Origin of the sequence: Pseudomonas sp. 13159349 (assembly GCF_013305685.1) — a bacterium.
Taxonomy (GTDB): Bacteria; Pseudomonadota; Gammaproteobacteria; order Pseudomonadales; family Pseudomonadaceae; genus Aquipseudomonas; species Aquipseudomonas asiatica.
In genome coordinates this window covers 3,831,499-3,853,141 of the sequence record NZ_CP045553.1, presented here as the reverse complement: position 1 = coordinate 3,853,141, position 21,643 = coordinate 3,831,499, and the positions used below count along the sequence as shown (strand labels likewise).

Annotated in this window: 18 protein-coding genes; 7 read left to right on the top strand and 11 right to left on the bottom strand. The window is 64.3% G+C overall.

Annotation, left to right across the window (positions count from 1 at the left end; all coding sequences use genetic code 11):
- Positions 1–9: 9 nt before the first annotated feature.
- Positions 10–1,569, bottom strand: a complete 1,560-nt coding sequence (gene glgA, locus GEV38_RS17905; protein WP_013973326.1) for a glycogen synthase GlgA — start codon at positions 1,567–1,569, stop codon at positions 10–12.
- Between the two features lie 594 nt (positions 1,570–2,163).
- On the bottom strand, positions 2,164–2,331 hold the full coding sequence (locus tag GEV38_RS17900) for a DUF6026 family protein (RefSeq protein ID WP_015270996.1): 168 nt from the start codon (positions 2,329–2,331) through the stop codon (positions 2,164–2,166).
- A gap of 152 nt (positions 2,332–2,483) precedes the next feature.
- Between GEV38_RS17900 and gnd the strand changes: the two genes are divergently transcribed.
- The 4 genes from gnd to GEV38_RS17880 all read left to right on the top strand — a co-directional run bounded on the left by gnd (position 2,484) and on the right by GEV38_RS17880 (position 7,841).
- The gene (gene gnd, locus GEV38_RS17895) at positions 2,484–3,518 is read left to right on the top strand and encodes a phosphogluconate dehydrogenase (NAD(+)-dependent, decarboxylating) (protein WP_152976822.1); all 1,035 of its coding nucleotides are present in this window, start codon (positions 2,484–2,486) and stop codon (positions 3,516–3,518) included.
- Complete coding sequence (zwf, locus tag GEV38_RS17890; protein WP_015270994.1) at positions 3,515–5,020, top strand: glucose-6-phosphate dehydrogenase; 1,506 nt, start codon at positions 3,515–3,517, stop codon at positions 5,018–5,020. Before gnd ends, zwf begins: the two co-directional genes overlap by 4 nt.
- A 144-nt stretch (positions 5,021–5,164) precedes the next feature.
- Complete coding sequence (locus GEV38_RS17885; RefSeq protein ID WP_054573014.1) at positions 5,165–6,961, top strand: glycoside hydrolase family 15 protein; 1,797 nt, start codon at positions 5,165–5,167, stop codon at positions 6,959–6,961.
- Between the two features lie 259 nt (positions 6,962–7,220).
- Complete coding sequence (locus GEV38_RS17880; protein WP_015270992.1) at positions 7,221–7,841, top strand: TetR/AcrR family transcriptional regulator; 621 nt, start codon at positions 7,221–7,223, stop codon at positions 7,839–7,841.
- Positions 7,842–7,988: 147 nt separating this feature from the next.
- Here GEV38_RS17880 and preA read toward each other — a convergent pair whose 3' ends face one another.
- From preA to hydA, 3 genes are all read right to left on the bottom strand, one after another.
- Positions 7,989–9,263 carry an NAD-dependent dihydropyrimidine dehydrogenase subunit PreA gene (preA, locus tag GEV38_RS17875; protein ID WP_054573015.1) on the bottom strand — a complete coding sequence of 425 codons (1,275 nt, stop codon included), beginning with the start codon at positions 9,261–9,263 and terminating at the stop codon, positions 7,989–7,991.
- Positions 9,264–10,631 (bottom strand): NAD(P)-dependent oxidoreductase, encoded by a 1,368-nt coding sequence (locus GEV38_RS17870; protein WP_054573016.1) that lies wholly within the window; start codon positions 10,629–10,631, stop codon positions 9,264–9,266.
- A 165-nt stretch (positions 10,632–10,796) separates the two neighbouring features.
- Positions 10,797–12,236: a dihydropyrimidinase gene (gene hydA / locus GEV38_RS17865; protein WP_054573017.1), complete on the bottom strand. Its 1,440-nt coding sequence runs from the start codon at positions 12,234–12,236 to the stop codon at positions 10,797–10,799.
- A gap of 342 nt (positions 12,237–12,578) precedes the next feature.
- Between hydA and GEV38_RS17860 the strand changes: the two genes are divergently transcribed.
- Positions 12,579–14,069 carry an NCS1 family nucleobase:cation symporter-1 gene (locus tag GEV38_RS17860; protein WP_015270989.1) on the top strand — a complete coding sequence of 497 codons (1,491 nt, stop codon included), beginning with the start codon at positions 12,579–12,581 and terminating at the stop codon, positions 14,067–14,069.
- A gap of 136 nt (positions 14,070–14,205) precedes the next feature.
- Positions 14,206–15,489, top strand: coding sequence for a Zn-dependent hydrolase (locus GEV38_RS17855; protein ID WP_015270988.1), 1,284 nt, complete (start codon positions 14,206–14,208; stop codon positions 15,487–15,489).
- A gap of 141 nt (positions 15,490–15,630) precedes the next feature.
- Here the strand turns inward: GEV38_RS17855 and GEV38_RS17850 are convergent, their stop codons facing one another.
- The 6 genes from GEV38_RS17850 to nhaB form a co-directional block, all read right to left on the bottom strand.
- A complete protein-coding gene (locus GEV38_RS17850; protein ID WP_015270987.1) occupies positions 15,631–16,170 on the bottom strand; it encodes a hypothetical protein in 540 nt (179 codons plus the stop codon).
- A gap of 34 nt (positions 16,171–16,204) precedes the next feature.
- Positions 16,205–17,164: a ribonuclease Z gene (locus GEV38_RS17845; RefSeq protein ID WP_139657817.1), complete on the bottom strand. Its 960-nt coding sequence runs from the start codon at positions 17,162–17,164 to the stop codon at positions 16,205–16,207.
- 16 nt (positions 17,165–17,180) lie between these two features.
- A complete protein-coding gene (locus tag GEV38_RS17840; RefSeq protein ID WP_015270985.1) occupies positions 17,181–17,642 on the bottom strand; it encodes an NUDIX hydrolase in 462 nt (153 codons plus the stop codon).
- A gap of 80 nt (positions 17,643–17,722) precedes the next feature.
- Positions 17,723–18,268: a lipocalin family protein gene (locus GEV38_RS17835; RefSeq protein ID WP_015270984.1), complete on the bottom strand. Its 546-nt coding sequence runs from the start codon at positions 18,266–18,268 to the stop codon at positions 17,723–17,725.
- 80 nt (positions 18,269–18,348) lie between these two features.
- Entirely contained in the window at positions 18,349–18,963 is a 615-nt protein-coding gene (locus GEV38_RS17830; RefSeq protein ID WP_015270983.1) for a dihydrofolate reductase family protein, read from the bottom strand.
- 195 nt (positions 18,964–19,158) lie between these two features.
- Positions 19,159–20,661 (bottom strand): sodium/proton antiporter NhaB, encoded by a 1,503-nt coding sequence (gene nhaB / locus GEV38_RS17825; protein ID WP_054573019.1) that lies wholly within the window; start codon positions 20,659–20,661, stop codon positions 19,159–19,161.
- Positions 20,662–20,811: 150 nt separating this feature from the next.
- Here nhaB and GEV38_RS17820 point away from each other — a divergent pair, with 150 nt between their 5' ends.
- Positions 20,812–21,624 (top strand): crotonase/enoyl-CoA hydratase family protein, encoded by an 813-nt coding sequence (locus tag GEV38_RS17820; protein ID WP_015270981.1) that lies wholly within the window; start codon positions 20,812–20,814, stop codon positions 21,622–21,624.
- Positions 21,625–21,643 lie beyond the last annotated feature (19 nt).

The window sequence follows — 21,643 nt, the reverse complement described above, 5'->3', positions numbered from 1 at the left end:
ACTCCCCGTTCAGTAGTGGCTGTGCTGCGCCTGCTTGACCAGGTCCTCGTACAGACGTGCATAGGGCTCCACGGCCTGGCACCAGTTGAACGGTTGGGTCATCGACAGGCAGCGCATGGCATTCAGCAGGTCCTTCTTGCCATATACATAGAAGGCGCGGCTGAGTGCCTCGCGATAGCTCTCGACGGTGGACTCGTTGAACAGGAAGCCGGTAACGCCGCACTCGATGGTGTCGGCCAGGCCACCGGTCTTGCGCGCTACCGGCAGCGAGCCGAAGCGCTGTGCGTACATCTGGCTGAGGCCGCATGGCTCGTAGCGAGACGGCATCAGCAGGAAGTCGCTGCCGGCGAACATGCGCCGGGCATCGGTTTCGTTGAAGCCGATGCGCACGCCGATACGGCCCGGGTGGCGTAGCGCCAGTTCGCGCATGGCCTGCTCTTCTTCCGGCTCGCCGCGGCCGATGATCGCGATCTGCCCGCCTTGCTCGACGATGTAGTCGGCCACACCCAGGGTCAGGTCCAGGCCTTTCTGGTAGACCAGGCGCGAAACTACTGCGAACAAGGGCCCTTCGGAGGGCTGCAGTTCGAACAGCGCGCGCACTTCCTGGGCATTGCGCGCCTTGCCTTCCCAGTCGTTGATGCTGAAGTTGTGCTGCAGGTGCTTGTCGGTGGCCGAGTCCCAGCTTTCGTCGATGCCGTTGGGAATGCCGCCGAGCAGGCCTTGCTGGGCCTTGCTGGCGAGGAAACCGTCCAGGCCGCAGCCAAATTCCGGGGTAGTGATTTCCCGGGCATAGGTGGCGCTGACCGTGGTGATGTGGCTGGCGTAGGCCAGGCCCGCCTTGAGGAACGACAGCTTGCCGTAGAACTCCATGCCTTCCTGCTGCATGGCGTGTTCGGGGATTGCCAGTTCCGGGCTGCAGCCGCGGCTGTACACACCTTGGTAGGCCAGGTTGTGGATGGTGAACAGGGTTGGCGTGCTCAGCCCGCGCCAGTGCATGTAGGCCGGTGCCAGGCCGGCGGGCCAGTCGTGGGCGTGCACCACTTCGGGCTTCCAGTGGATCCTGCCTTCGCCGGCGGCGATTTCGGCGGCGGCCAGGCCCAGGCGGGCGAAGCGGATGTGGTTGTCGGGCCAGTCGCGGCCGTTGTTGGCACCATAGGGAGTGCCGTCACGCTGGTACAGCTCGGGGCAGATCAGCACATAGATGACCAGGCCGTCGGCCATGTCCATGCGCCCGATCTTGCACGGCGGCAGTGCGGCGTGGCCACCCAGTTCACCGACGATGTGGATGGGGTTGTCGCTTTCCATCACCTGCCGGTAGCCGGGGATCAGCACCCGCACATCGTGCAGGTGCGCCAGGGCACGGGGCAGGGCTGCGGACACGTCTCCCAGGCCACCGGTTTTCACCAGGTCGGCGATTTCCGAGGTCACGAACAAAATCTTGCGCTTGTTGCGGTTGTGCTGGCGCTGGGCGCCGGGTGCCTTGCCTGTCGTGGCGAAGTCCGGGGTGAGCGGTTCGCGGTTGTCCGGGTTGAATGAATCTACGTGAGGCTCGACAGCGGCACTGATCATACTTCTCTCCGTCCCTATGCTTGGCCGGGTGCTGGCACCCGTGGCGATGTTTCGTGTTGGTTCTCTCTGATTCTGGATTCTGCGTAGTGCGTTCCATGCCCCAGGGTCGTGCACGCAGGCACGGCGCGATCGGCATTCCGGCCGAAGGCGATTGGGCTGGTGGGGTATGTGGGCCGATGCAGGGAAGTCCCTTTGCGTTTGGCCTACTTAGTTCCTGACCTGCCCGCGTTCCGGAAAGTTCGACTTTTTTTCGTCACTCTTCCGTTGAGCAAATGGCGGGCCGAAACCCGAGTGTAGGAGAGAAATAGATGAAAAGGTGACCCGCTGGTCACTATTGTCATGCCGCGGAATAGACGCAAACGTTGGCGTTTGTGACCGGATGTGAAAAGGTGCGGGCGGGGGTATGGGGATGGTGCGCCAAATTGTGGCTTTCAGGTGCTGATGCACCAGAGTGGGGCGCAAGGCAGATGTTGGATTCTTTCGCAGTCTTCGTGGGAGCGGGCGTGCCCGCGAAGAGGCCGGGCCTGGAAAAGAGGAATCAGAGAGAGACAAGCAGGGTGGGAGCCGTTCAGCTCCCACGAGAAGAAGGTACAATCAGAGGCTGACAGCTTTGTCTTCAGCGCGTTGTTGCGCCAGCAGCAGGTTCAGTTGGGCGACCTGCTGGCGCAGCTGGTCACGTTCGTCCTTCAGTTTACGCAGCTCATCACGGCGCACGGAGACATAGAGGGTCTGGGTTGGGGTTGCAGGCATCAAAGTACCCATGGACACACCTCGCGGTTTTGGCTGGTGACAAGTTAAAGCGTAGACGCTTCACGCGGGCGCATTCTGAATTCTTTCGCAGGTCTTGGGAACTTTTTTGTTTATCGTGGTCCCGCCGTTCGTCGCTGAACCCTCGAGCGGTACGCTGGACTAATCTGAAAAGCTGGATTGTGTTGTCATTTATTTCGAAAGGGGAGCATCGGCTCATGCAACTGGGAATCATCGGGCTGGGCCGCATGGGCGGCAATATCGCAAGGCGCCTGATGCGCGCAGGCCACCGTACTGTGGTGCATGACCGCAACCGTGAGGCCATCACCGGTCTGGAGGGCGAGGGCGCCCAGGGTGCGCACGACCTCGGTGCGCTGGTACAGAAGCTGAAAGCGCCGCGCGCGGTGTGGGTCATGTTGCCCGCCGGCGAGCCCACCGAGCAGACCATCGCCCAACTGGCCGAACAGCTGGAGCCGGGCGATGCGATCATCGACGGCGGCAACACCTTCTACAAGGACGACATGCGCCGCGCCGCCGAACTGGCCAAGCGCGGGCTGCATTACCTGGATGTCGGCACCTCGGGCGGTGTGTGGGGCCTGGACCGTGGCTACTGCATGATGATCGGTGGCGAAAAGGAAGTGTTCGAGCGCCTGGAACCGCTGTTCAAGGCGCTGGCCCCGGGCGTGGGTGACATCCCGCGTACCCATGGCCGCAGCGGCGAGCACCAGCGTGCCGAGCACGGCTACATCCATGCCGGCCCACCCGGTGCCGGGCACTACGTGAAAATGGTGCACAACGGCATCGAATACGGCCTGATGCAGGCATACGCCGAAGGCTTCGACCTGCTGCGCAGCAAGGGCGGCAACGAACTGCCGGAAGACCAGCGTTTCGACCTGAACGTGGCCGAAATCGCCGAAGTGTGGCGGCGCGGTAGCGTGGTCACCTCGTGGCTGCTCGACCTCACCGCCGATGCGCTGGTGGCCGACCCGCAGCTGTCGCAATTCAGTGGCTCGGTGTCCGACAGTGGTGAGGGCCGCTGGACCATCGACGCCGCCGTCGAGCAGGCGGTGCCGGTGCCGGTGCTGTCCAGCGCGCTGTTCGCCCGCTTCCGCTCGCGCCAGCAGCAAGGCACCTATGGTGACAAGATTCTCTCGGCCATGCGCCTGGGCTTCGGTGGCCACGTCGAGAAAAAAGCCGAATGACCAAACAGAGCACTCCGGCTGCTCCGCCATGCACCCTGTTCCTGTTCGGCGCCAATGGCGACCTGGTAAAGCGCCTGCTGATGCCGGCGCTTTACAACCTCAGCCGTGACGGTCTGCTGGACCGCAACCTGCGCATTGTTGGCGTCGACCACAACCCGGCCACTGCCGAGGAATTCGCCGAACGCCTGCACGCGTTCATGGTCGAGCGTGACAAAGGCGGCGAGGGCACGGCCAAGTGCCTGGATGAGAAGCTCTGGGCACGCCTGGCCAAGCGCCTGGATTACCAGACCGGCGATTTCCTCGACCCGGCCACCTACCAGGCCCTCGCCAAGCGCATCGACACGACCCGCCATGGCAACGCCATCTTCTACCTGGCGACCTCGCCGCGCTTCTTCCCCGAGGTGGCGCAGCGCCTGGGGCAGGCCGGGCTGCTCGACGAATCGGCCGGCGGCTTTCGCCGGGTCGTGGTGGAAAAGCCCTTTGGCACCGACCTGGCCAGCGCCGAGGCGCTCAACGCCTGCCTGCTGAAGGTGATGGGCGAGCGGCAGATCTACCGCATCGACCATTACCTGGGCAAAGAGACGGTGCAGAACATCCTGGTCAGCCGGTTCTCCAACGGCTTGTTCGAATCGTTCTGGAACAACCACTACATCGACCATGTGCAGATCACCGCCGCGGAAACCGTCGGCGTCGAGACCCGTGGTGCGTTCTATGACAGCACCGGAGCGCTGCGCGACATGGTGCCCAACCACCTGTTCCAGTTGCTGGCGATGGTGGCCATGGAACCCCCGGCCGCGTTCGCCGCCGATGCCGTGCGCAGCGAAAAGGCCAAGGTGGTCGGCGCCATCCGCCCATGGTCGGCGAAGATGGCCCTGAAAAATTCCGTGCGTGGCCAGTACGGCGCCGGCAAACAGGGGCGCAAGCAGTTGCCTGGCTACCGCCACGAGCCCAACGTCGCGGCGGATAGCCAGACCGAGACCTATGTGGCGCTCAAGGTGATGATCGACAACTGGCGCTGGGCCGGCGTGCCGTTCTACCTGCGTACTGGCAAGCGCATGAGCGTGCGTGATACCGAAATCGCCATCTGCTTCAAGCCTGCGCCCTATGCGCAGTTCCGCGAGTCGGAGCTGGAGCGGCCCAAGCCCAATTACCTGAAGATCCAGATCCAGCCCAACGAAGGCATGTGGTTCGACCTGCAGGCCAAGCGCCCCGGGCCGGAGCTGGTGATGGAGAATGTCGAGCTGGGCTTTGCCTACAAGGACTTCTTCAAGATGACCCCGGCGACCGGCTACGAAACGCTGATCTACGATTGCCTGACCGGTGACCAGACCTTGTTCCAGCGGGCTGACAACATCGAGAACGGCTGGCGCGCGGTGCAGCCGTTCCTCGATGCCTGGGCCCAGGGCGGCGAGGTGCATGAGTACCCGGCCGGTGAAGACGGGCCCGAGGCCGGCAATGAATTGCTGACGCGGGACAAGCGCGAGTGGCATCGCTTGGGGTGAGTTTTTTGTAGAGCCTGTGCCGGCCCTTTCGCGGGCACGCCCGCTCCCACAGGTATTGCACCGCCTTCACGGGCTGTGGTGCACCTGTGGGAGCGGGCGTGCCCGCGAAGAGGCCGTCACAGGCAAACACACAAAGGAGCCCCAATGCCTGCCCACATCGAAGACTATGCCCTGCTGGGCAACTGCCGCAGCGCCGCCCTGGTCAGCCGCGATGGCTCGCTCGACTGGCTGTGCCTGCCACGCTTCGACGCCCCCGCGGTATTCGCCGCCCTGCTGGGCAACGAAGAAAACGGCCGCTGGCGCCTGGCCCCCTGCGACCCGGTCGAATACAGTAGCCGCCAATATGTGGACGACACCTTGGTGCTGGAAACCACCTGGGTCACCGCCACCGGCCGCGCCCGTGTGCTCGACTTCATGCCGCTGGGCGAGGTCAACTCGCTGGTGCGTATCGTCGAGGGCCTCGCAGGCGAAACCAACTTCGAGATGGACCTGGTGATGCGCTTCGACTATGGCCGCAGCGTGCCCTGGGTAGAACGGCTAGACCCGCTGACCCTCAGCGCCGTCGCCGGCCCCGACCGGCTGATCCTGTGCAGCACCGTCCCCCCGCATGCCCGTGACCAGCACACGGTCGCCCGCTTTCGCGTTGGCGCGGGCGAACGCCAGGTGTTCAGCCTGCGCCACCAGCCCTCGCACCTGCCGGTGCAGCCCGGCTGTGATATCGACCAAGCGCTGGCGCAGACCATCGACCAATGGCAGGCCTTCGCCGCCCGCTGCCCACAGGTGGGCCCATATTCCGCCCTGGTGCGCCGTTCGCTGCTGACCCTCAAGGCCATGACCTACGCGCCCACCGGCGGCATCGTTGCCGCCGTCACCACCTCGCTGCCCGAGCGCATCGGCCACGAGCGCAACTGGGACTACCGCTTCTGTTGGCTGCGCGACGCGACCATGACCCTGCTGGCCTTCATGAACCTCGGCTACTTCGACGAAGCCCAGGCCTGGCGGGAATGGCTGTTGCGCTCGGTGGCCGGCAACCCCGAGCAGATGCAGATCATGTACGGCCTGGCCGGTGAGCGCGACCTGCAGGAATACACCTTGCCGTGGCTGGCCGGCTACGAGCACTCGCAACCGGTGCGGGTGGGCAACGCAGCGTCAGGGCAGATGCAACTGGACATCTACGGCGAACTCGCCGATGCCATGACCCAGGCAATAAAGGGGGGCTTGCCCCGCCATCCACGTAGCGCCGCCATCTCACGACTGATCCTGCCTTACGTCGAGCGCATCTGGCGCCAGCCGGACGAGGGCATCTGGGAAGTGCGCGGCGGCCGGCAGCAGTTCGTGCACTCCAAGGTCATGGCCTGGGTTGCCTTCGACCGTGCCGCAGGGCTGGCCGACACCACCGAGGAAGGCCGCGAGCGTGGGCAGCACTACCGCCAGGTGGCTGACGAGATTCGTCGTGAAGTATGCGCGCGGGGTCTGGACCCCAGCGGCCGTTTTTTCGTCCAGGCCTATGGCTCGACCGAGATGGACGCCAGTTTGTTGCAGATTGCCCTGACCGGCTTCCTGCCGGCTGATGACCCACGCTTTTTGCGCACGCTTGAACAGGTCGAACAGCGCCTGATGAAAAACGGTCTTCTGCTGCGCTATGACAGCGACAGCTGTAGCGATGGCCTGACTCCAGGGGAGGGCACCTTCCTGGTGTGTTCGTTCTGGCTGGCCGACGTGTATGTATTGCTGGGCCGCCAGGCACAAGCGCAGGCACTGTACGAACGTCTGACCGGCCTGTGCAACGACGTTGGCCTGCTGGCCGAACAGTACGACCCGGCGGGCCAGCGCATGCTTGGCAACTTCCCCCAGGCATTCAGCCATATCGGCATCATCAACACCGCACTGAACCTGCACCGCGCACAGTGCCCGGTGCGTGATCGGGCGAGTTGTGGCTAAGGTGGCGGTCTCGCCGGCAGCCCCGGCAATTCATGCAGTGAGGCTGAAATCCCGGGGGCGCTACGCACCCCTTTCGCGACACAAGGCCGCTCCTACAGGGATTGCGCCGGCTTGGAGTAAGCGGAGTAGACTAGGGCATACCCCTTCGGCACGGAGCACACATGGGCATTCGCGGTACTGATCGGCAGATCGACAACATCGAGTTCAATTTCATCTACCCAGACGGTTATGAGCTGGCGGTGTGGACGGCCCAAGCCTGATGGCCAATCATAAGATCGAAATCCGCCGGCGCAATATCGAGAAGATCCTGCAGGCGGCGGAAAAGGTGTTCGCCGAGAAGGGCTACGGCGCCACGTCGATGGGTGATATCGCCGAGCAGGCCGAGCTGCCGCGTTCCAACCTGCATTATTACTTCAGCACCAAGGACGATCTGTTCCGCGCAGTGCTGCAGGACCTGCTGGATGTGTGGAAGCAGGACGCGCTGTGCTTCGAGAACTTCGACGACCCGCGCGTGGTGCTGACCAGTTACATCCGGGCGAAGATGGGCCACTCGCGCTCGCGGCCGCTGGGCTCGAAGATCTGGGCCGAAGAGATGCTGCATGGGGCGCCGGTGCTGGGGGTGAACCTGGATGAAAGCCTGGTGCCCTGGGCCAAGTTGAAGGAAGCCAAGATCCGCCGCTGGGTGGAGGAGGGGCGCATCCTGCCGGTGGAGCCGTCGGCACTTTTGTACATGATCTGGGCCTCGACCCAGCACTATGCCGACTTTGGTTACCAGGTGACGTTGCTCAATGGCGGGGAGGCGTTGTCGGACATGGCCTTTGAAAATGCCGTGCAGACGGTGACCAGCGTGATCTTGCGGGGGATCGGGCTGGAGCCTTGAGGTCGGTGTACGCTGAGCGATTGGGGCCGCTTTGCGGCCCTTCGCGGGCACGCCCGCTCCCACAGGTGTTTCGCTGCCCTCCCAAGCGGCGCGATCCCTGTGGGAGCGGGCGTGCCCGCGAAGGGCTGCAAGGCAGCCCCAATTGCCTCAACTGGCCTCGCGGTAGGGATTACGCGGGTCCTGCGTCCAGTTCAGGTACGGCTTGCCGGTATCCTGAGCCACCATCTCGATGCAGCTCTCCACCGGGCAGGTGATCTGGCACAGGTTGCAGCCCACGCATTCCTCCTCGATCACGCTGTAGGCATGCGTGCCATCGGCCTTCAGCGTACTGGCAATCGCCTGGTGCGAAGTGTCCTCACAGGCAATGTGGCAGCGCCCGCAGCCAATGCATGCTTGCTGGTCGATGTGCGCCACCGACTTGTAGTTCATGTCCAGGTACTTCCAGTCGGTGGTATGCCCCACCGCCTGGCCGCGGAACGCTTCGATGTTGGGGTGCCCGTGCTGGTCCATCCAGCGCGCCAGGCCGTCCTTCATGTCCTCGACGATGCGGAAGCCGTGCAGCATCGCTGCCGTGCACACCTGTACAGCGCCACTGCCCAGGGCCATGAACTCGGCTGCGTCACGCCAACTGCCTATGCCGCCAATACCACAGATGGGCAAGCCGAGCGTTTGCGGGTCGCGGGCGATTTCCGCGACCATGTTCAGGGCAATCGGCTTCACCGCCGAACCGCAATAACCACCATGGGTGCTCTGGTCGCCAACGATGGGGTGGGCGACCATGCGATCGAGGTCGACGCTGGTGATCGAGTTGATGGTATTGATCAACGACACCGCATCCGCCCCGCCACGGTGCGCGGCGCGGGCCGACTGGCGGATATCGGTGATGTTCGGCGTGAGTTTGACGATCACCGGCAGCGAGCAGTACGTCTTGCACCAGCGGGTGACCATTTCCACGTAATCCGGCACCTGGCCGACCGCCGCGCCCATGCCGCGCTCCGGCATGCCGTGCGGACAGCCGAAATTCAGTTCGATGCCATCGGCCCCGGTGGCTTCCACCAGCGGCAGTATGAACTTCCACGAGTCTTCCACGCAGGGCACCATCAGCGACACGATCAGTGCGCGGTCGGGCCAGTCCTTCTTCACCTGGGTGATTTCGCGCAGGTTGATGTCCAGTGAGCGGTCGGTGATGAGCTCGATGTTGTTGATGCCCTGCACCTGGCGGTTGGGGCCGTAATGCGCCGAGTAGCGCGACGACACGTTGACTGCCGCCGGGTCTTCACCGAGTGTTTTCCACACTACGCCACCCCAGCCGGCCTCGAAGGCGCGGACCACGTTGTAGGCCTTGTCGGTTGGCGGAGCGGAGGCCAGCCAGAAGGGGTTGGGTGCCTTGATGCCGGCAAATTCGATGGACAGGTCGGCCATTTACGCAGCCTCCACGTTGAGCATGAGTTGGGCATGGATGGCTTCGGCGGCCAGCTTGCCGTGTTGCACGGCCTGGACGGTAAGGTCCTGGCCCAGGGCGGTGCAGTCGCCGCCGGCATAGACGCCCGGCAGGCTGGTCTGCATCGTTTCGTCGACGCGGATGCGCTCGCCGTCGCGCGCCAGTTGTGCGGCCACCGGGTCGACGAGGCTGGCGTCGTCGAAGCGTTGGCCGATGGCCTTGAAGATGGCATCGGCAGCCAGTTCGAAGGTTTCGCCGGTGTCGCGCAGGCGGCCGTCTGCCAGCTCGGTGCGGGCAAAGCGCATACCGCGCACCTTGCCGCTGTCGTCCAGCAACACGGCATCGGGGCGGGCCCAGGTATGCAGGCGCACCTGGTTGGCCTTGGCGATATCCTGCTCGTGGCCGGTGGCGCCCATGTCGGCATGGCCACGGCGGTACACCAGGTTGACGTCGCGGGCACCCAAGCGGCTCATCTGCACGGCCATGTCGATGGCGGTGTTACCGGCGCCGATCACCAGGCAGCGGTCGGCGAGGGGCAACTGGCTCAGGTCGTCGGCCTGGCGCAGTTCGCGTATGTATGCGGTGGCGGCGAGCAGGCCGGGGGCTTCTTCATCAGGCAGGCCGAGTTGGCGCACGGCATTCAGGCCCAGGCCGAGGAACACTGCGTCGAATTGGTCGCGCAGCTCGCCCAGGCCAAAGTTGCTGCCCAGGCGCTGGCCATGGCGGATCTCGATGCCGCCGATGCCGAGCAGGAATTCCACTTCACGCTGGGCATAGTCGTCCACCAGCTTGTAGCGGGCGATTCCGTACTCGTTGAGGCCACCGGCCTTGTCGCTGGCCTCGAACACCACCACATCATGCCCGTGCATGGCCAGGCGGTGGGCACACGACAGCCCGGCAGGGCCGGCACCGACCACGGCGATGCGCTTGCCGGTGGCCGGCGAGCGTTGGAACGGGTGCTCGGTGAAGTGGGCGTTGTCCAGAGCATAGCGCTGCAGCTGGCCGATCAGCACCGGTGCGCATTCCTGCGCGTTGTTGCGCACGCAGGCTTGCTGGCAAAGGATTTCGGTGGGGCAGACGCGGGCGCAACTGCCGCCGAGGATGTTGGCCGAGAGGATGCGCTCGGCGGCGCCTTGCAGGTTTTCGTCGCTGATGCGGTGGATGAACGACGGGATGTCGATGTCACTGGGGCAAGCGTTGACGCAGGGGGCGTCATAGCAATACAGGCAGCGTGCGCTTTCGACGGCGGCCTGGCGGGCGGTGAGGGGTGGGGCCAGGTCGCTGAAGCGCTCGGCCAGCTGGTCGGCGCCGGCCCGTGGGCGCGGCAAGTGGTTCAGGGCGTCGATCACGGTTGTAGCCTCTCTATTTTTTATGGATGCAGGCGACAAGCATTGCGGTGGTTTCTGGGGCCGCTGCGCGCCCCATCGCGACACAAGGCCGCTCCTACAAGGAACCGCGCACTCCTGTAGGAGCGGCCTTGTGTCGCGATGGGCTGCGCAGCAGCCCCAATGGCTTCAGCGCTGTACGGGCGTCGGCCGCTGCACTTCGGCCCTGCGCCCCAGCACCTCGTACACCGACGGATACGCCGGCCGTTCCACATACCGCCCCGCGCCTTTTTCCGCACGCAGGTCGCCATCGGCCCAGAGCACCTTGCCCTGGCTGATGGTATGGCTGGGGATGCCGCGCACGGTACGGCCTTCGAAGATGTTGAAGTCCACCTGCTGGTGGTGGGTCTTGGCCGAGATGGTGCGCGTGCCTTGCGGGTCCCACAGCACCAGGTCGGCGTCGGCACCAACACGAATGGCACCCTTGCGAGGGAAGAGGTTGAAGATTTTCGCGGTGTTGGTGGAGGTCAGCGCAACGAACTCATGCATCGACAGGCGCCCGTTGTTGACCCCTGCATCCCACAGCACCGCCAAGCGGTCCTCGATGCCGGCAGTGCCGTTGGGGATACGGCTGAAATCGTCGCGCCCCATGGCTTTCTGCTCGGCGCAGAAGCAGCAGTGGTCGGTGGCGGTGGTGTGCAGGTTGCCCGATTGCAGCCCACGCCACAGCGCCTCCTGGTGTTCACGCGGACGGAACGGGGGACTCATCACGTAGCCTGCGGCGGTGGCCCAGTCAGGGTCACGGTAGACGCTGTCATCCAGCAGCAGATGGCCGGGCAGGACTTCGCCGTAGACCGGCTGGCCCTTGCCTCTGGCATAGGCGATTTCATCCAGCGCTTCGCGGCTGGAAACGTGCACCAGATACAGTGGTGCGCCCAGCGTCTCGGCAATGCGGATGGCTCGGCTGGCCGCTTCACCCTCGACCTGGGATGGGCGTGACAGCGGGTGGGCTTCCGGCCCGGTCAGGCCCTGGGCCAGCAGTTTTTTCTGCAGGTGGTACACCAGCTCGCCGTTCTCGGCATGCACGGTGGGCACTGCACCCAGTTGCAGGCAGCGCTCGAAGCTGGCCACCAGGGTGTCGTCGGCGGCCATGATCGCATTCTTGTAGGCCATGAAGTGCTTGAAGCTGTTCACCCCATGTTTGGCCACCAGTTCGCCCATCTCTTCGGCTACCTGCTCGCTCCACCAGGTAATGGCGACATGGAAGCCGTAGTCGCTGGCGCTTTTCTGCGCCCAGCCGCGCCAGGTGTGGAAGGCCTCAAGCAACGACTGCTGCGGGTTGGGGATGACGAAGTCGATGATCGAAGTGGTGCCACCGGCCAGGCCCGCGGCGGTGCCGCTGAAGAAATCCTCGCTGGCCACCGTGCCCATGAACGGCAGCTGCATGTGGGTGTGCGGGTCGATGCCGCCGGGCATCAGGTACTGGCCACTGCCGTCGAGGATCTGGCAGTCGGTGGGCGGTTCGAGGTTTTGCCCAATGGCACGGATCAGGCCATCGGCACACAGGACATCAGCGGGGTAACTCTCTTCGTGGGTGACCACGGTGGCGCCACGGATCAACAGGGACATGCCGTTTTCCTCGCAGGCTGACCGGTCTGGGCCGGTTCTTGGAGTTTTCTTGATGCAGGGCGGGCAGGGCGGTTAATCCTGTCAGGCCTGACAAGATTCGAGGCTAGATGCTGATCCGGGATTCAGCAAGAAAATTTTCCCATTAATTTTGTGGTTTTTAAGTGATTGAAATTAATGGGTTAATTTAATTATTGGTGCTGACTGCGTAGCTTTCTGATGCTTTGACTTACTTGACAAGATGAAAATCTGGTCGAGATTTTCAAGCACATGAACCGTGAGTACTCCGGCCATCGCATCAGCCCGATGGGCAACAACTAGAAGAAAATCTGGAGAAAGCCCCCCATGCAGCAGAGCAGATCGGAAGTGGTCGAGCGCGATGGCCTGTTCGAGCTGTCCGAAGGTAGCGATGTCCTCGACAGCCCGCGCTACAACCACGACATCGCCCCGACCAAGGTGCACCAGCGCACCTGGAACAAATGGCACATCACCGCCCTGTGGGTGGGCATGTCCATCTGCGTGCCCACCTACACCCTCGGCGGCGTGCTCACTGCCTACTTCGGCCTCAGCGTGGGCGAGGCCTTGCTGGCTATTCTGCTGGCCAACCTGATCGTTCTGATCCCGCTCACCCTCAACGCCTTCCCTGGCACCAAGTATGGCATTCCGTTCCCGGTGCTGCTGCGTTCGTCGTTCGGCATACTCGGCTCAAACGTGCCATGCCTGATCCGGGCGGTGGTCGCCTGTGGCTGGTTCGGCATCCAGACCATGTTCGGTGGCCTGGCTATCCACCTGTTCCTGGGCTCGGTGTTCGACGGCTGGAAGGCCCTGGGCGGCACCGGCGAGGTGATCGGCTTCATGATCTTCTGGTGCCTGAACCTGTGGGTGGTGCTGCGTGGCGCCGAGTCGATCAAGTGGCTCGAAACGCTGTCGGCACCGCTGCTGGTGGCCGTGGGTGTCGGCCTGCTGTTCTGGGCCTTGCCGCACATGTCGATGACCGAATTGCTGGCCCAGCCGCCCAAGCGCCCGGAAGGGGCGAACATGCTCGGCTACTTCTGCGCCGGGCTTACCGCCATGGTCGGTTTCTGGGCCACGCTATCGCTGAACATCCCCGACTTCAGCCGCTATGCCCGCAGCCAGAAGGACCAGATTCTCGGGCAGATCTTCGGCTTGCCGCTGACCATGTTCCTGTTTGCTGCGCTGGGCGTGGTGCTGACCGCAGCCTCGGCATCGCTGGTTGGCGAGACCGTGTCCGACCCGGTCAGCCTGATCGGCAAGATCCACAGCCCGTTCTGGGTGGCCCTGGCCATGGCGCTGATCGTGATCGCCACGCTGTCGACCAACACCGCGGCGAACATCGTGTCGCCGACCAACGACTTCCAGAACATCGCCCCACGCCTGATCGGGCGCAGCCGCGCGGTGTGGCTGACCGGCTTCATCGGCCTGGCGCTGATGGGCCATGAGCTGCTGAAGAAGCTGGGCTGGATCGTTTCCGACCTGAGCCTGGAGAGCGTGTATTCCAACTGGCTGCTGGGCTATTCGAGCCTGCTGGGGCCGATCGCCGGGATCATGGTGGTGGACTACTTCCTGATCCGCCGGCAGGAGCTGGACCTGGCCGGGCTGTACCGTGACGACGTGTACCCGGCATGGAACTGGGCCGGTTTTGCCGCCTTTGCGTTGCCGGTGGCGCTGACCGTCATGGCGATTGGCAACAGCAGTTTCAGCTGGTTCTACGACTACGGTTGGTTCACCGGTTCGCTGCTGGGTGGGGCGCTGTATTACCTCTTGGCCCGTGTGGTCGCGCGCAGCCCGGCGCGGGTGGCCAAGCCCTTGCCGTGAGACCGCGCTGGCTTCTTCGCGGGCTCGCCCGCTCCCACAGGTACTGCACGGTTTTCCAGACCTGTGGTGATCCTGTGGGAGCGGGCATGCCCGCGAAGAGGCGGCACAGACAACAAAAAGCCTGAAGGAGAAACCCGTGACCCCAGTCAAAGAGATCCTGAAGACCACCGCCCACCACATCGACAGCACCCGCCTGTGGCAGTCCCTGATGGACCTGGCCCGCCTCGGTGCCACCGCCAAGGGCGGCGTGTGCCGCCTGGCCCTGACCGACCTCGACCGTCAGGCCCGCGACCTGTTCGTGCAGTGGTGCGAGGCCGCCGGTTGCACGGTCACCATCGACGCCGTCGGCAACATCTTCGCCCGTCGCCCTGGGCGTAACCCCAAGCTGCCCCCGGTGATGACCGGCAGCCATATCGACACCCAGCCCACCGGTGGCAAGTTCGACGGTTGCTTCGGGGTGATGGCCGGGCTGGAGGTAATTCGTACCCTCAACGATCTCGGCGTGGAAACCGAAGCACCGCTGGAAGTGGTGGTGTGGACCAACGAGGAAGGCTCGCGCTTTGCGCCGTGCATGATGGGCTCCGGGGTGTTCGCCGGCAAGTTCACGCTGGAGGAAACCCTGGCCAAGCGCGACGCCCAGGGTGTCAGTGTTGGTGAGGCGTTGAACGCCATCGGCTACGCCGGCCCGCGCGCCGTATCAGGCCACCCGGTGGGTGCCTACTTCGAAGCGCATATCGAGCAGGGCCCGATCCTCGAAGATCAGGCCAAGACCATCGGCGTGGTGCTGGGTGCGCTGGGCCAGAAGTGGTTCGACCTGACCTTGCGCGGTGTCGAGGCCCACGCCGGCCCTACGCCCATGCACCTGCGCAAGGACGCCCTGGTCGGCGCGGCGGCAGTGGTGGAGGCAGTCAACCGCACCGCCCTCGGCCACCAGCCCCATGCCTGTGGGACGGTGGGGTGCCTGCAGGCCTACCCGGGCTCGCGCAACGTGATCCCGGGCGAAGTGCGCATGACCCTGGATTTCCGCCACCTGGAGGGTGAGCAGCTGAATGCGATGATTGCCGATGTGCGTGCGGTGATCGAGGCGACCTGTGCCAGGCATGGCCTGAGCCACGAATTGGTGCCTACGGCTGATTTCCCGGCGTTGTACTTCGACAATGCCTGTGTCGATGCCGTGCGCAAATCGGCGCAGGCGCTGGGCCTGCCGCACATGGACATCGTCAGCGGCGCGGGGCACGACGCGATCTTCCTGGCCGAACTGGGGCCGGCGGGGATGATATTCGTGCCGTGCGAGAACGGTATCAGCCATAACGAGATCGAGAACGCCACGCCCGAGGACCTGGCTGCGGGCTGCGCAGTGTTGCTGCGCGCGATGCTGGCGGCGTCGGAGGCGATTGCCAGTGGGCGGTTGGCGGCCTAGCGCCGTCAGTATCAGGAGTACGCGCTTTTTGTAGGAGCGGCCTTGTGTCGCGATCGGGCTGCGCAGCAGCCCCAGGATCTTGAAGTAGACGCGGGCATCGCCGGGGCCGCTTTGCGGCCCTTTCGCGACACAAGGCCGCTCCTACAGGGGCCGCGCTGCCGGGGCGGGTTGGGTAAGATCTGCCAGACACGCCGCAATCTGCCGTTCACCTCGCAAATGCACCACCGGCACTTGCGGCCCTGTGGCCTGGCGGCTCGCCTCGATCCCCGGCCGATACCCCCGATCGAACGTCCATACGAACTTCAAAAAGGTCAGAAACGCCCGGTCCAGCCGCTCGGTACATCCCGCCGGCAGGTCCGGTCGGGGCTTGTTCAGCACACTGCGCAGGATCACCCGCTTGAGGCAGGTCAGTCTCGGCGTATCCAGCCAGATGACCAGGTCGGCCCGCGGCAGACGCAGGTCGAACGTGCGGCGGGCATAATTGCCCTCGCATACCCAAGCCTCCCCAGCCACCGCATTGCGCACGCGGGTACGGAAGGTCTCGGCATCCGGCTCGACCCAGCCGGTCTCCCAGAACAACGTATCGAGGTGCACCACCGGCACGCCCAAGCGTGCGCCTATCTGCCGGGCCAGGGTCGATTTGCCACTGCCGGCGTTGCCCAGAATCACGATGCGTTGCATGGCCAAGTCCTTTTGGAAAACCGGCCATGCTAAATCATCCGGCCGGTTCGAGACAGCCATCGCGCCCGATGTGATAGCGCTGCAGGTCCTGCGCCAGGGTAAGCTGCCCGCTGTAGTGGGCGAGGGCTTCGTCGCGCACATCGTCGATGCTCGGGCTGCGCCGTGGGTCGTGCTGGTAGCGGGCGCTGAAGTGCGTCAGCACCAGGTTGCGCACGCCCGCCGCTTCGGCAAAGCGCGCCACCGCAGCCGCGGTGCTGTGGCCGAAGGTGACCCCCGTGCGCTCGACCACCGCCTGGGTGAACGTGGCCTCGTGCACCAGCACGTCCGCGCCCCTGGCGGCGTCGGCCAACAGCTCGGGGTTGTCGTTGTCGCCGCACACGATCACCCGCCGCGGCGGGCGCGAAGGGCGCAGGTAATCCTTGCCGTGCAGCCGCCGACCGCCATGCTGCACCGTCAAACCCTTGGCCAGCTCGCCCCACAGCGGGCCGCGGGGGATACCTTCGGCTTCCAGGCGCGGTATGTCCAGGCGCGGTTCGGGGTTGAGCTCGGTGAACACGAAGCCGACGCTCGGCACCCGGTGCGACAAATGCACGCTGGTCACTTCCAGGGCGTCACTGCGCCATTCCACCAGCTCTTCCACGGCCAGCAGGCGCAGTTCGAACGGCAGGAAGGTATCGCTGGCCACCAGCCCCTGGCGCACCCAGTCGTGCAGGGCGGCGGGCAGGACAAGGTCCAGCGGCTGGGTGCGCCCGCTCATGCCGGCGCTGGCCAGCAGGCCCGGCAGGCCGAAGCAATGGTCGCCGTGCACGTGGGTAATGAAGATGGCGCGCAGGTCGCGGATCGACAGCGGTGTGTGCAGCAGCCGGTGCTGGGTGCCTTCGCCACAGTCGACCAGGTACCAGTGGCTGCCACTGGCCTCGATTACTGCGGTACCGCTCACATTGCGTGTCTTGGTCGGCACGCCGGCGGAGGTGCCCAGGAACAGCAGGTCCATGGTCTGGCTCCTTGTTTCAGCCCAGCAGCGACAGGTCGCGCAGCAACGTCTGCAGCCCTTGCGGTACCAGCGCGCCGATGCGCGCCAGGTCGGCGCTGTCGCACCAGCGGGCACGGAATGGGCTGCTGTCGGACTCCTGGCCGTCCAGCCAGGCTTGCTGGTACAGGCTGGCGTCGTCGAAGCGTGCATCGTACACCTGCACAATCTCATGCCCTGGCTTGCCGGCATAGGTGAACAGGCTCTCCAGGGTGCCGAGCAGGCGCACGTCGCTGATCGGCTGGCGCAGTTCTTCGTCGATTTCCCGGGCGATGGCATCGCGGCCCAGTTCACCGAACTCTATGCCGCCACCCAGCGGCCGGCACAGGGTCTGGCCGGTGGCCGGGTCGTTGAACACGTTCACCAGGATCTTGCCTTGGTGATGGAACACGCAGAGGGCGAGAAAACGGATACGGTGTGCTGGCAGCGGCTTGGTACTCAACGGGCTCGTTCCTTCGAGGTGACATGGGGCGCACACCTTAGCCGGATTGCCGCATGTCGTCGATGGCCCCCAGGTCTTGCCTACTCGGCCTGCCGCCAGATGAGCTTGCTGGTGTCATAGCCTTGCTCCCGGGCAATTGTCAGCAGTTGCTCGCGTAGCTGGTCGGTGACCGCGGGCGTGCGCGAAAGCAGCCACAGGTATTCGCGATTCGGGTGGCCGACCAAGGCTACGCGGTAGTCCTGGTCGTGGTACAGCACCCAGTACTCGCCTTTGGTCAGGCCGGGCGCGAGGCGGCTGAACCAGTTGTCGAAGCGCACCCAGAGCTTGTCGGTGCTGCCCGGTTGCTGGGCTTCGGCGATGCCCTTGGCCTGGTTCCACTGGCCGTCCTTTTCCTGGCAGCGGTTGGTCACGTCGAGGCGACCATCCTCTCGCAGGCCATACTGCGCCTCGGACTGCACGCAGTTGCGCTGGAAGAACATCGGCAGCCGGGCGAGTTCGTACCAGGTGCCCTGGTAACGTTGCAGGTCGACCTGCTGGGTACGCGGCGGTGCCGGGTGATCGTTGCCGGCGCAGCCGAGCAGGGCCAAGGTCATGCAGGAAAGCAGCAACGTGGTGCGTAGCGCCATGGTGAACCTCCTTGATACGGACGGGGCTTACTTGGGTTTCGATGCGAGCGAGAGGCAAAAGTTGTACAGGATTATGCCTTTCAGAACGAACCGGTCTGCACTTCACCTGCACGCGCGTAACGGGCGATGAGCACGCCCGTGGGCGAAACCTGCGAATGCTGCAGTGTGAAGGCCGCCGCTGCTGCATCATCGCCGAACAGGCGCTTGCCGTGGCCGAGCAGCAGCGGGTGAATCAGCAGTTGCAGTTCATCGACCAGGCCCGTCGCCAGCAGTTGCTGCACCAGCTCGCTGCTGCCCTGGGTCAGCAGGTTGGCGCCGTCCTGTTGTTTCAGCGCGTGGACCGCTGCGGTGATGTCTGCGCCCAGTGCATGGCTGTTGTGCCAGTCGAGGGTTGCGGGGGTGTGGGTGGCCACGTGCTTGGGCACGTTGTTGAACAGGTTGGCGATGGAGAAGTCTTCCGAGCTGCCTTTTACCTTTGGCCAGTAGTCGGCGAAGATGTCGTAGGTGCGCCGGCCCAACAGCAGTTCGAAAGGCTGGCTGAACAGGGCTTGCATGGCTTGGCCGAAGACTTCCTCGGCGTAAGGTACGATCCAGCCGCCGTAAGTGAAGCCGCCGCTGGTGTCTTCCTGCGGACCACCTGGGGCCTGCATGACACCGTCGAGGCTGATGAAGGCGGCTACGATGAGTTTGCGCATGGGGACTCTCCTGTTGGCAGCCGGGGTGGCTGGGGGCATGGGATAGTCGAATGGCGGCGGACAGAATCGACAACGCAAACCTGTGCCGGCCCTTTCGCGGGCATGCCCGCTCCCACAGGATCACCACAGCTCCAGAAAGCGGTGCAGTGCCTGTAGGAGCAGCCTTGTGCTGCGAAGAGGCCGGTGCAGGCTACCTCAAAGCCAGTAGGTCACCGCCCACCACCCCAGCCCACCCATCACTACGGTATAGGGCAAGGCCATCCACACCATTCGCCCATACGACAGCCGGATCAGCGGCGCAATCGCCGAAGTCAGCAGGAACAGGAACGCCGCCTGCCCATTCGGCGTCGCCACGCTCGGCAGGTTGGTGCCGGTGTTGATCGCCACCGCCAGCGTCTCGAAATGCTCACGGCTCATGCTGCCATTGAGGAACGCCTGCTTCACCTCGGTGATGTAGATGGTGGCAACGAACACGTTGTCGCTGATCGCCGACAGCAGGCCGTTGGCCAGGTACAGCATGCCCGGTTGCTGCTCGGCCGGCAGCGCCAGCACCCAGGCAATCAACGGGCTGAACAGTTGCTGCTGATGAATCACCGCCACCACGGCGAAGAACACCACCAGCAAAGCGGTGAACGGCATGGCGTCCTGGAAGGCGCGGCCCAGGCGGTGTTCGTCGGTAATGCCGGTGAATGCCGTGATCAGCACGATCACCATCAGGCCGATCAGGCCGACCTCGGCAACGTGCAGCCCCAGGCAGAAGATCAGGATCAGTGCAGCGAACCCTTGCACCCACAGCGCGATGCGCTGGGCAGTCGTGCGTGCAGCATCGTCCTCGGCGGCATAGGCGGCCAACACCTGGTGCACTGGCTCGGGCATCAGCGTGCCATAGCCGAACAGACGCAGCTTCTCCAGCAGCACGCAGGTCAGCAGGCCGGCGCCCAGCACCGGCACCGACACCGGTGCCACCTTCAGGAAGAAATCGGCAAAGTGCCAGCCCATTTCGTGGCCGATCAGCAGGTTCTGTGGTTCGCCCACCAGCGTGCACACGCCGCCCAGGGCGGTGCCCACCGCACCATGCATCAGCAGGCTGCGCAGGAATGCGCGGAACTGGTCGAGGTCTTCACGATGCAACTGTGCGACCTGCTGGTCGCTGTCCAGAGCACTGTCTTCGCGCGGATTGGCCCCGGAGGCGACGCGGTGGTACACCGCATAGAAACCGACCGCGGCGCTGATGATCACGGCGGTCACGGTCAGTGCATCGAGAAACGCCGAGAGGAATGCCGACAGCACGCAGAACAGCAACGCCAGGATCGCCTTCGAACGCACCCCCAGCAGGATGCGCGAGAACAGGAACAGCAGCAGTTCCTTCATGAAGTGGATGCCCGCGACCATGAACATCAGCAGCAGGATCACCGGGAAGTTGTGCTGCAGCTCTTCGTACAGGGCTTGCGGGGTGGTCATCTGCAACAGCAGGGCTTCGACCAGCAGCAGGCCGCCAGGCATGAGCGGGTAGCACTTCAGGGCCATGCCCAGGGTGAAGATGAATTCGAGCACCAGTGCCCAGCCGGCAGCGACCGGGCCGACGGCCATCAGCAGCAGTGGGTTGAGCACCAGGAACAGGCAGATGACTGCCTTGTACCAAAGCGGCGATTGGCCCAGAAAGCTGTGGGCGAGGGCGCCGGTCAGGGAGCGCGACATGAATTTGTATCCTTATGATTCGGCGATGGCGCACGGTGCCGGATCAGCGCCTCTTAGGCAAGGCGTATAGTCCCGTTTTTGGCACAAGTGCGGTCATCGGGCTGGGTTAACATCCGTGCCATGAACCCTTTATCCGCAGGAGTGCCGCCCGTGACCGAGTACAGCGCATTCAAGGTCGAACTGACCAACAGCATCGCCCACGTTCAGATCAACCGCCCGGACAAGCGCAATGCGATGAACGCTGCCTTCTGGGAGGAGATCATCGACATCTTCCAGTGGGTCGACGACACCGATGCAGTGCGAGCGGTAGTGATCAGCGGTGCCGGCAAGCATTTTTCCGCCGGCATCGACCTGATGATGCTGGCTTCGCTGGCCGGGCAGATGGGCAAGGACGTGGGCCGTAATGCACGCTTCCTGCGCAGCACCATCCTGCGCCTGCAGGCGTCGTTCAATGCCGTGGACAAATGCCGCAAGCCGGTACTGGCCGCGGTGCAGGGTTACTGCATTGGCGGCGCCATCGACCTCATCTCGGCCTGCGACATGCGCTACTGCAGCAGCGACGCGCAGTTCTCGATCAAGGAAATCGACATGGGCATGGCCGCCGATGTCGGCACACTGCAACGTTTGCCTCGTATCATCGGTGACGGCATGATGCGTGAGCTGGCTTACACGGGGCGCAATGTCGAGGCAGAAGAGGCGCTGCGCATCGGCTTGGTCAACCGGGTTTATGATGATCAGGCTGCGCTGATGGACGGGGTCTTTGCCATCGCTGGCGAGATTGCCGCAAAATCGCCGATCGCCGTGGCCGGCACCAAGGAAATGCTCAGCTACATGCGTGACCATCGCATCGATGATGGCCTGGAGTACATCGCCACCTGGAACGCCGCGATGCTGCAGTCCGAAGACCTGCGCGTGGCGGTGGCGGCGCACATGAGCAAACAGAAACCGACGTTCGCCGACTGATCAGGCCGGGGGACGCGAA

Coding starts and splice junctions, on each gene's coding strand:
- GEV38_RS17845 (WP_139657817.1), bottom strand. CDS start 17,164: ATGGACCTGCTGTTCCTGGGCACCTCCGCCGGCGTGCCGACCAAGACA.
- zwf (WP_015270994.1), top strand. CDS start 3,515: ATGACCAAACAGAGCACTCCGGCTGCTCCGCCATGCACCCTGTTCCTG.
- preA (WP_054573015.1), bottom strand. CDS start 9,263: ATGGCCGACCTGTCCATCGAATTTGCCGGCATCAAGGCACCCAACCCC.
- GEV38_RS17830 (WP_015270983.1), bottom strand. CDS start 18,963: ATGCGCAAACTCATCGTAGCCGCCTTCATCAGCCTCGACGGTGTCATG.
- glgA (WP_013973326.1), bottom strand. CDS start 1,569: ATGATCAGTGCCGCTGTCGAGCCTCACGTAGATTCATTCAACCCGGAC.
- GEV38_RS17860 (WP_015270989.1), top strand. CDS start 12,579: ATGCAGCAGAGCAGATCGGAAGTGGTCGAGCGCGATGGCCTGTTCGAG.
- GEV38_RS17885 (WP_054573014.1), top strand. CDS start 5,165: ATGCCTGCCCACATCGAAGACTATGCCCTGCTGGGCAACTGCCGCAGC.
- GEV38_RS17835 (WP_015270984.1), bottom strand. CDS start 18,268: ATGGCGCTACGCACCACGTTGCTGCTTTCCTGCATGACCTTGGCCCTG.
- GEV38_RS17850 (WP_015270987.1), bottom strand. CDS start 16,170: ATGCAACGCATCGTGATTCTGGGCAACGCCGGCAGTGGCAAATCGACC.
- GEV38_RS17900 (WP_015270996.1), bottom strand. CDS start 2,331: ATGGGTACTTTGATGCCTGCAACCCCAACCCAGACCCTCTATGTCTCC.
- nhaB (WP_054573019.1), bottom strand. CDS start 20,661: ATGTCGCGCTCCCTGACCGGCGCCCTCGCCCACAGCTTTCTGGGCCAA.
- hydA (WP_054573017.1), bottom strand. CDS start 12,236: ATGTCCCTGTTGATCCGTGGCGCCACCGTGGTCACCCACGAAGAGAGT.
- GEV38_RS17880 (WP_015270992.1), top strand. CDS start 7,221: ATGGCCAATCATAAGATCGAAATCCGCCGGCGCAATATCGAGAAGATC.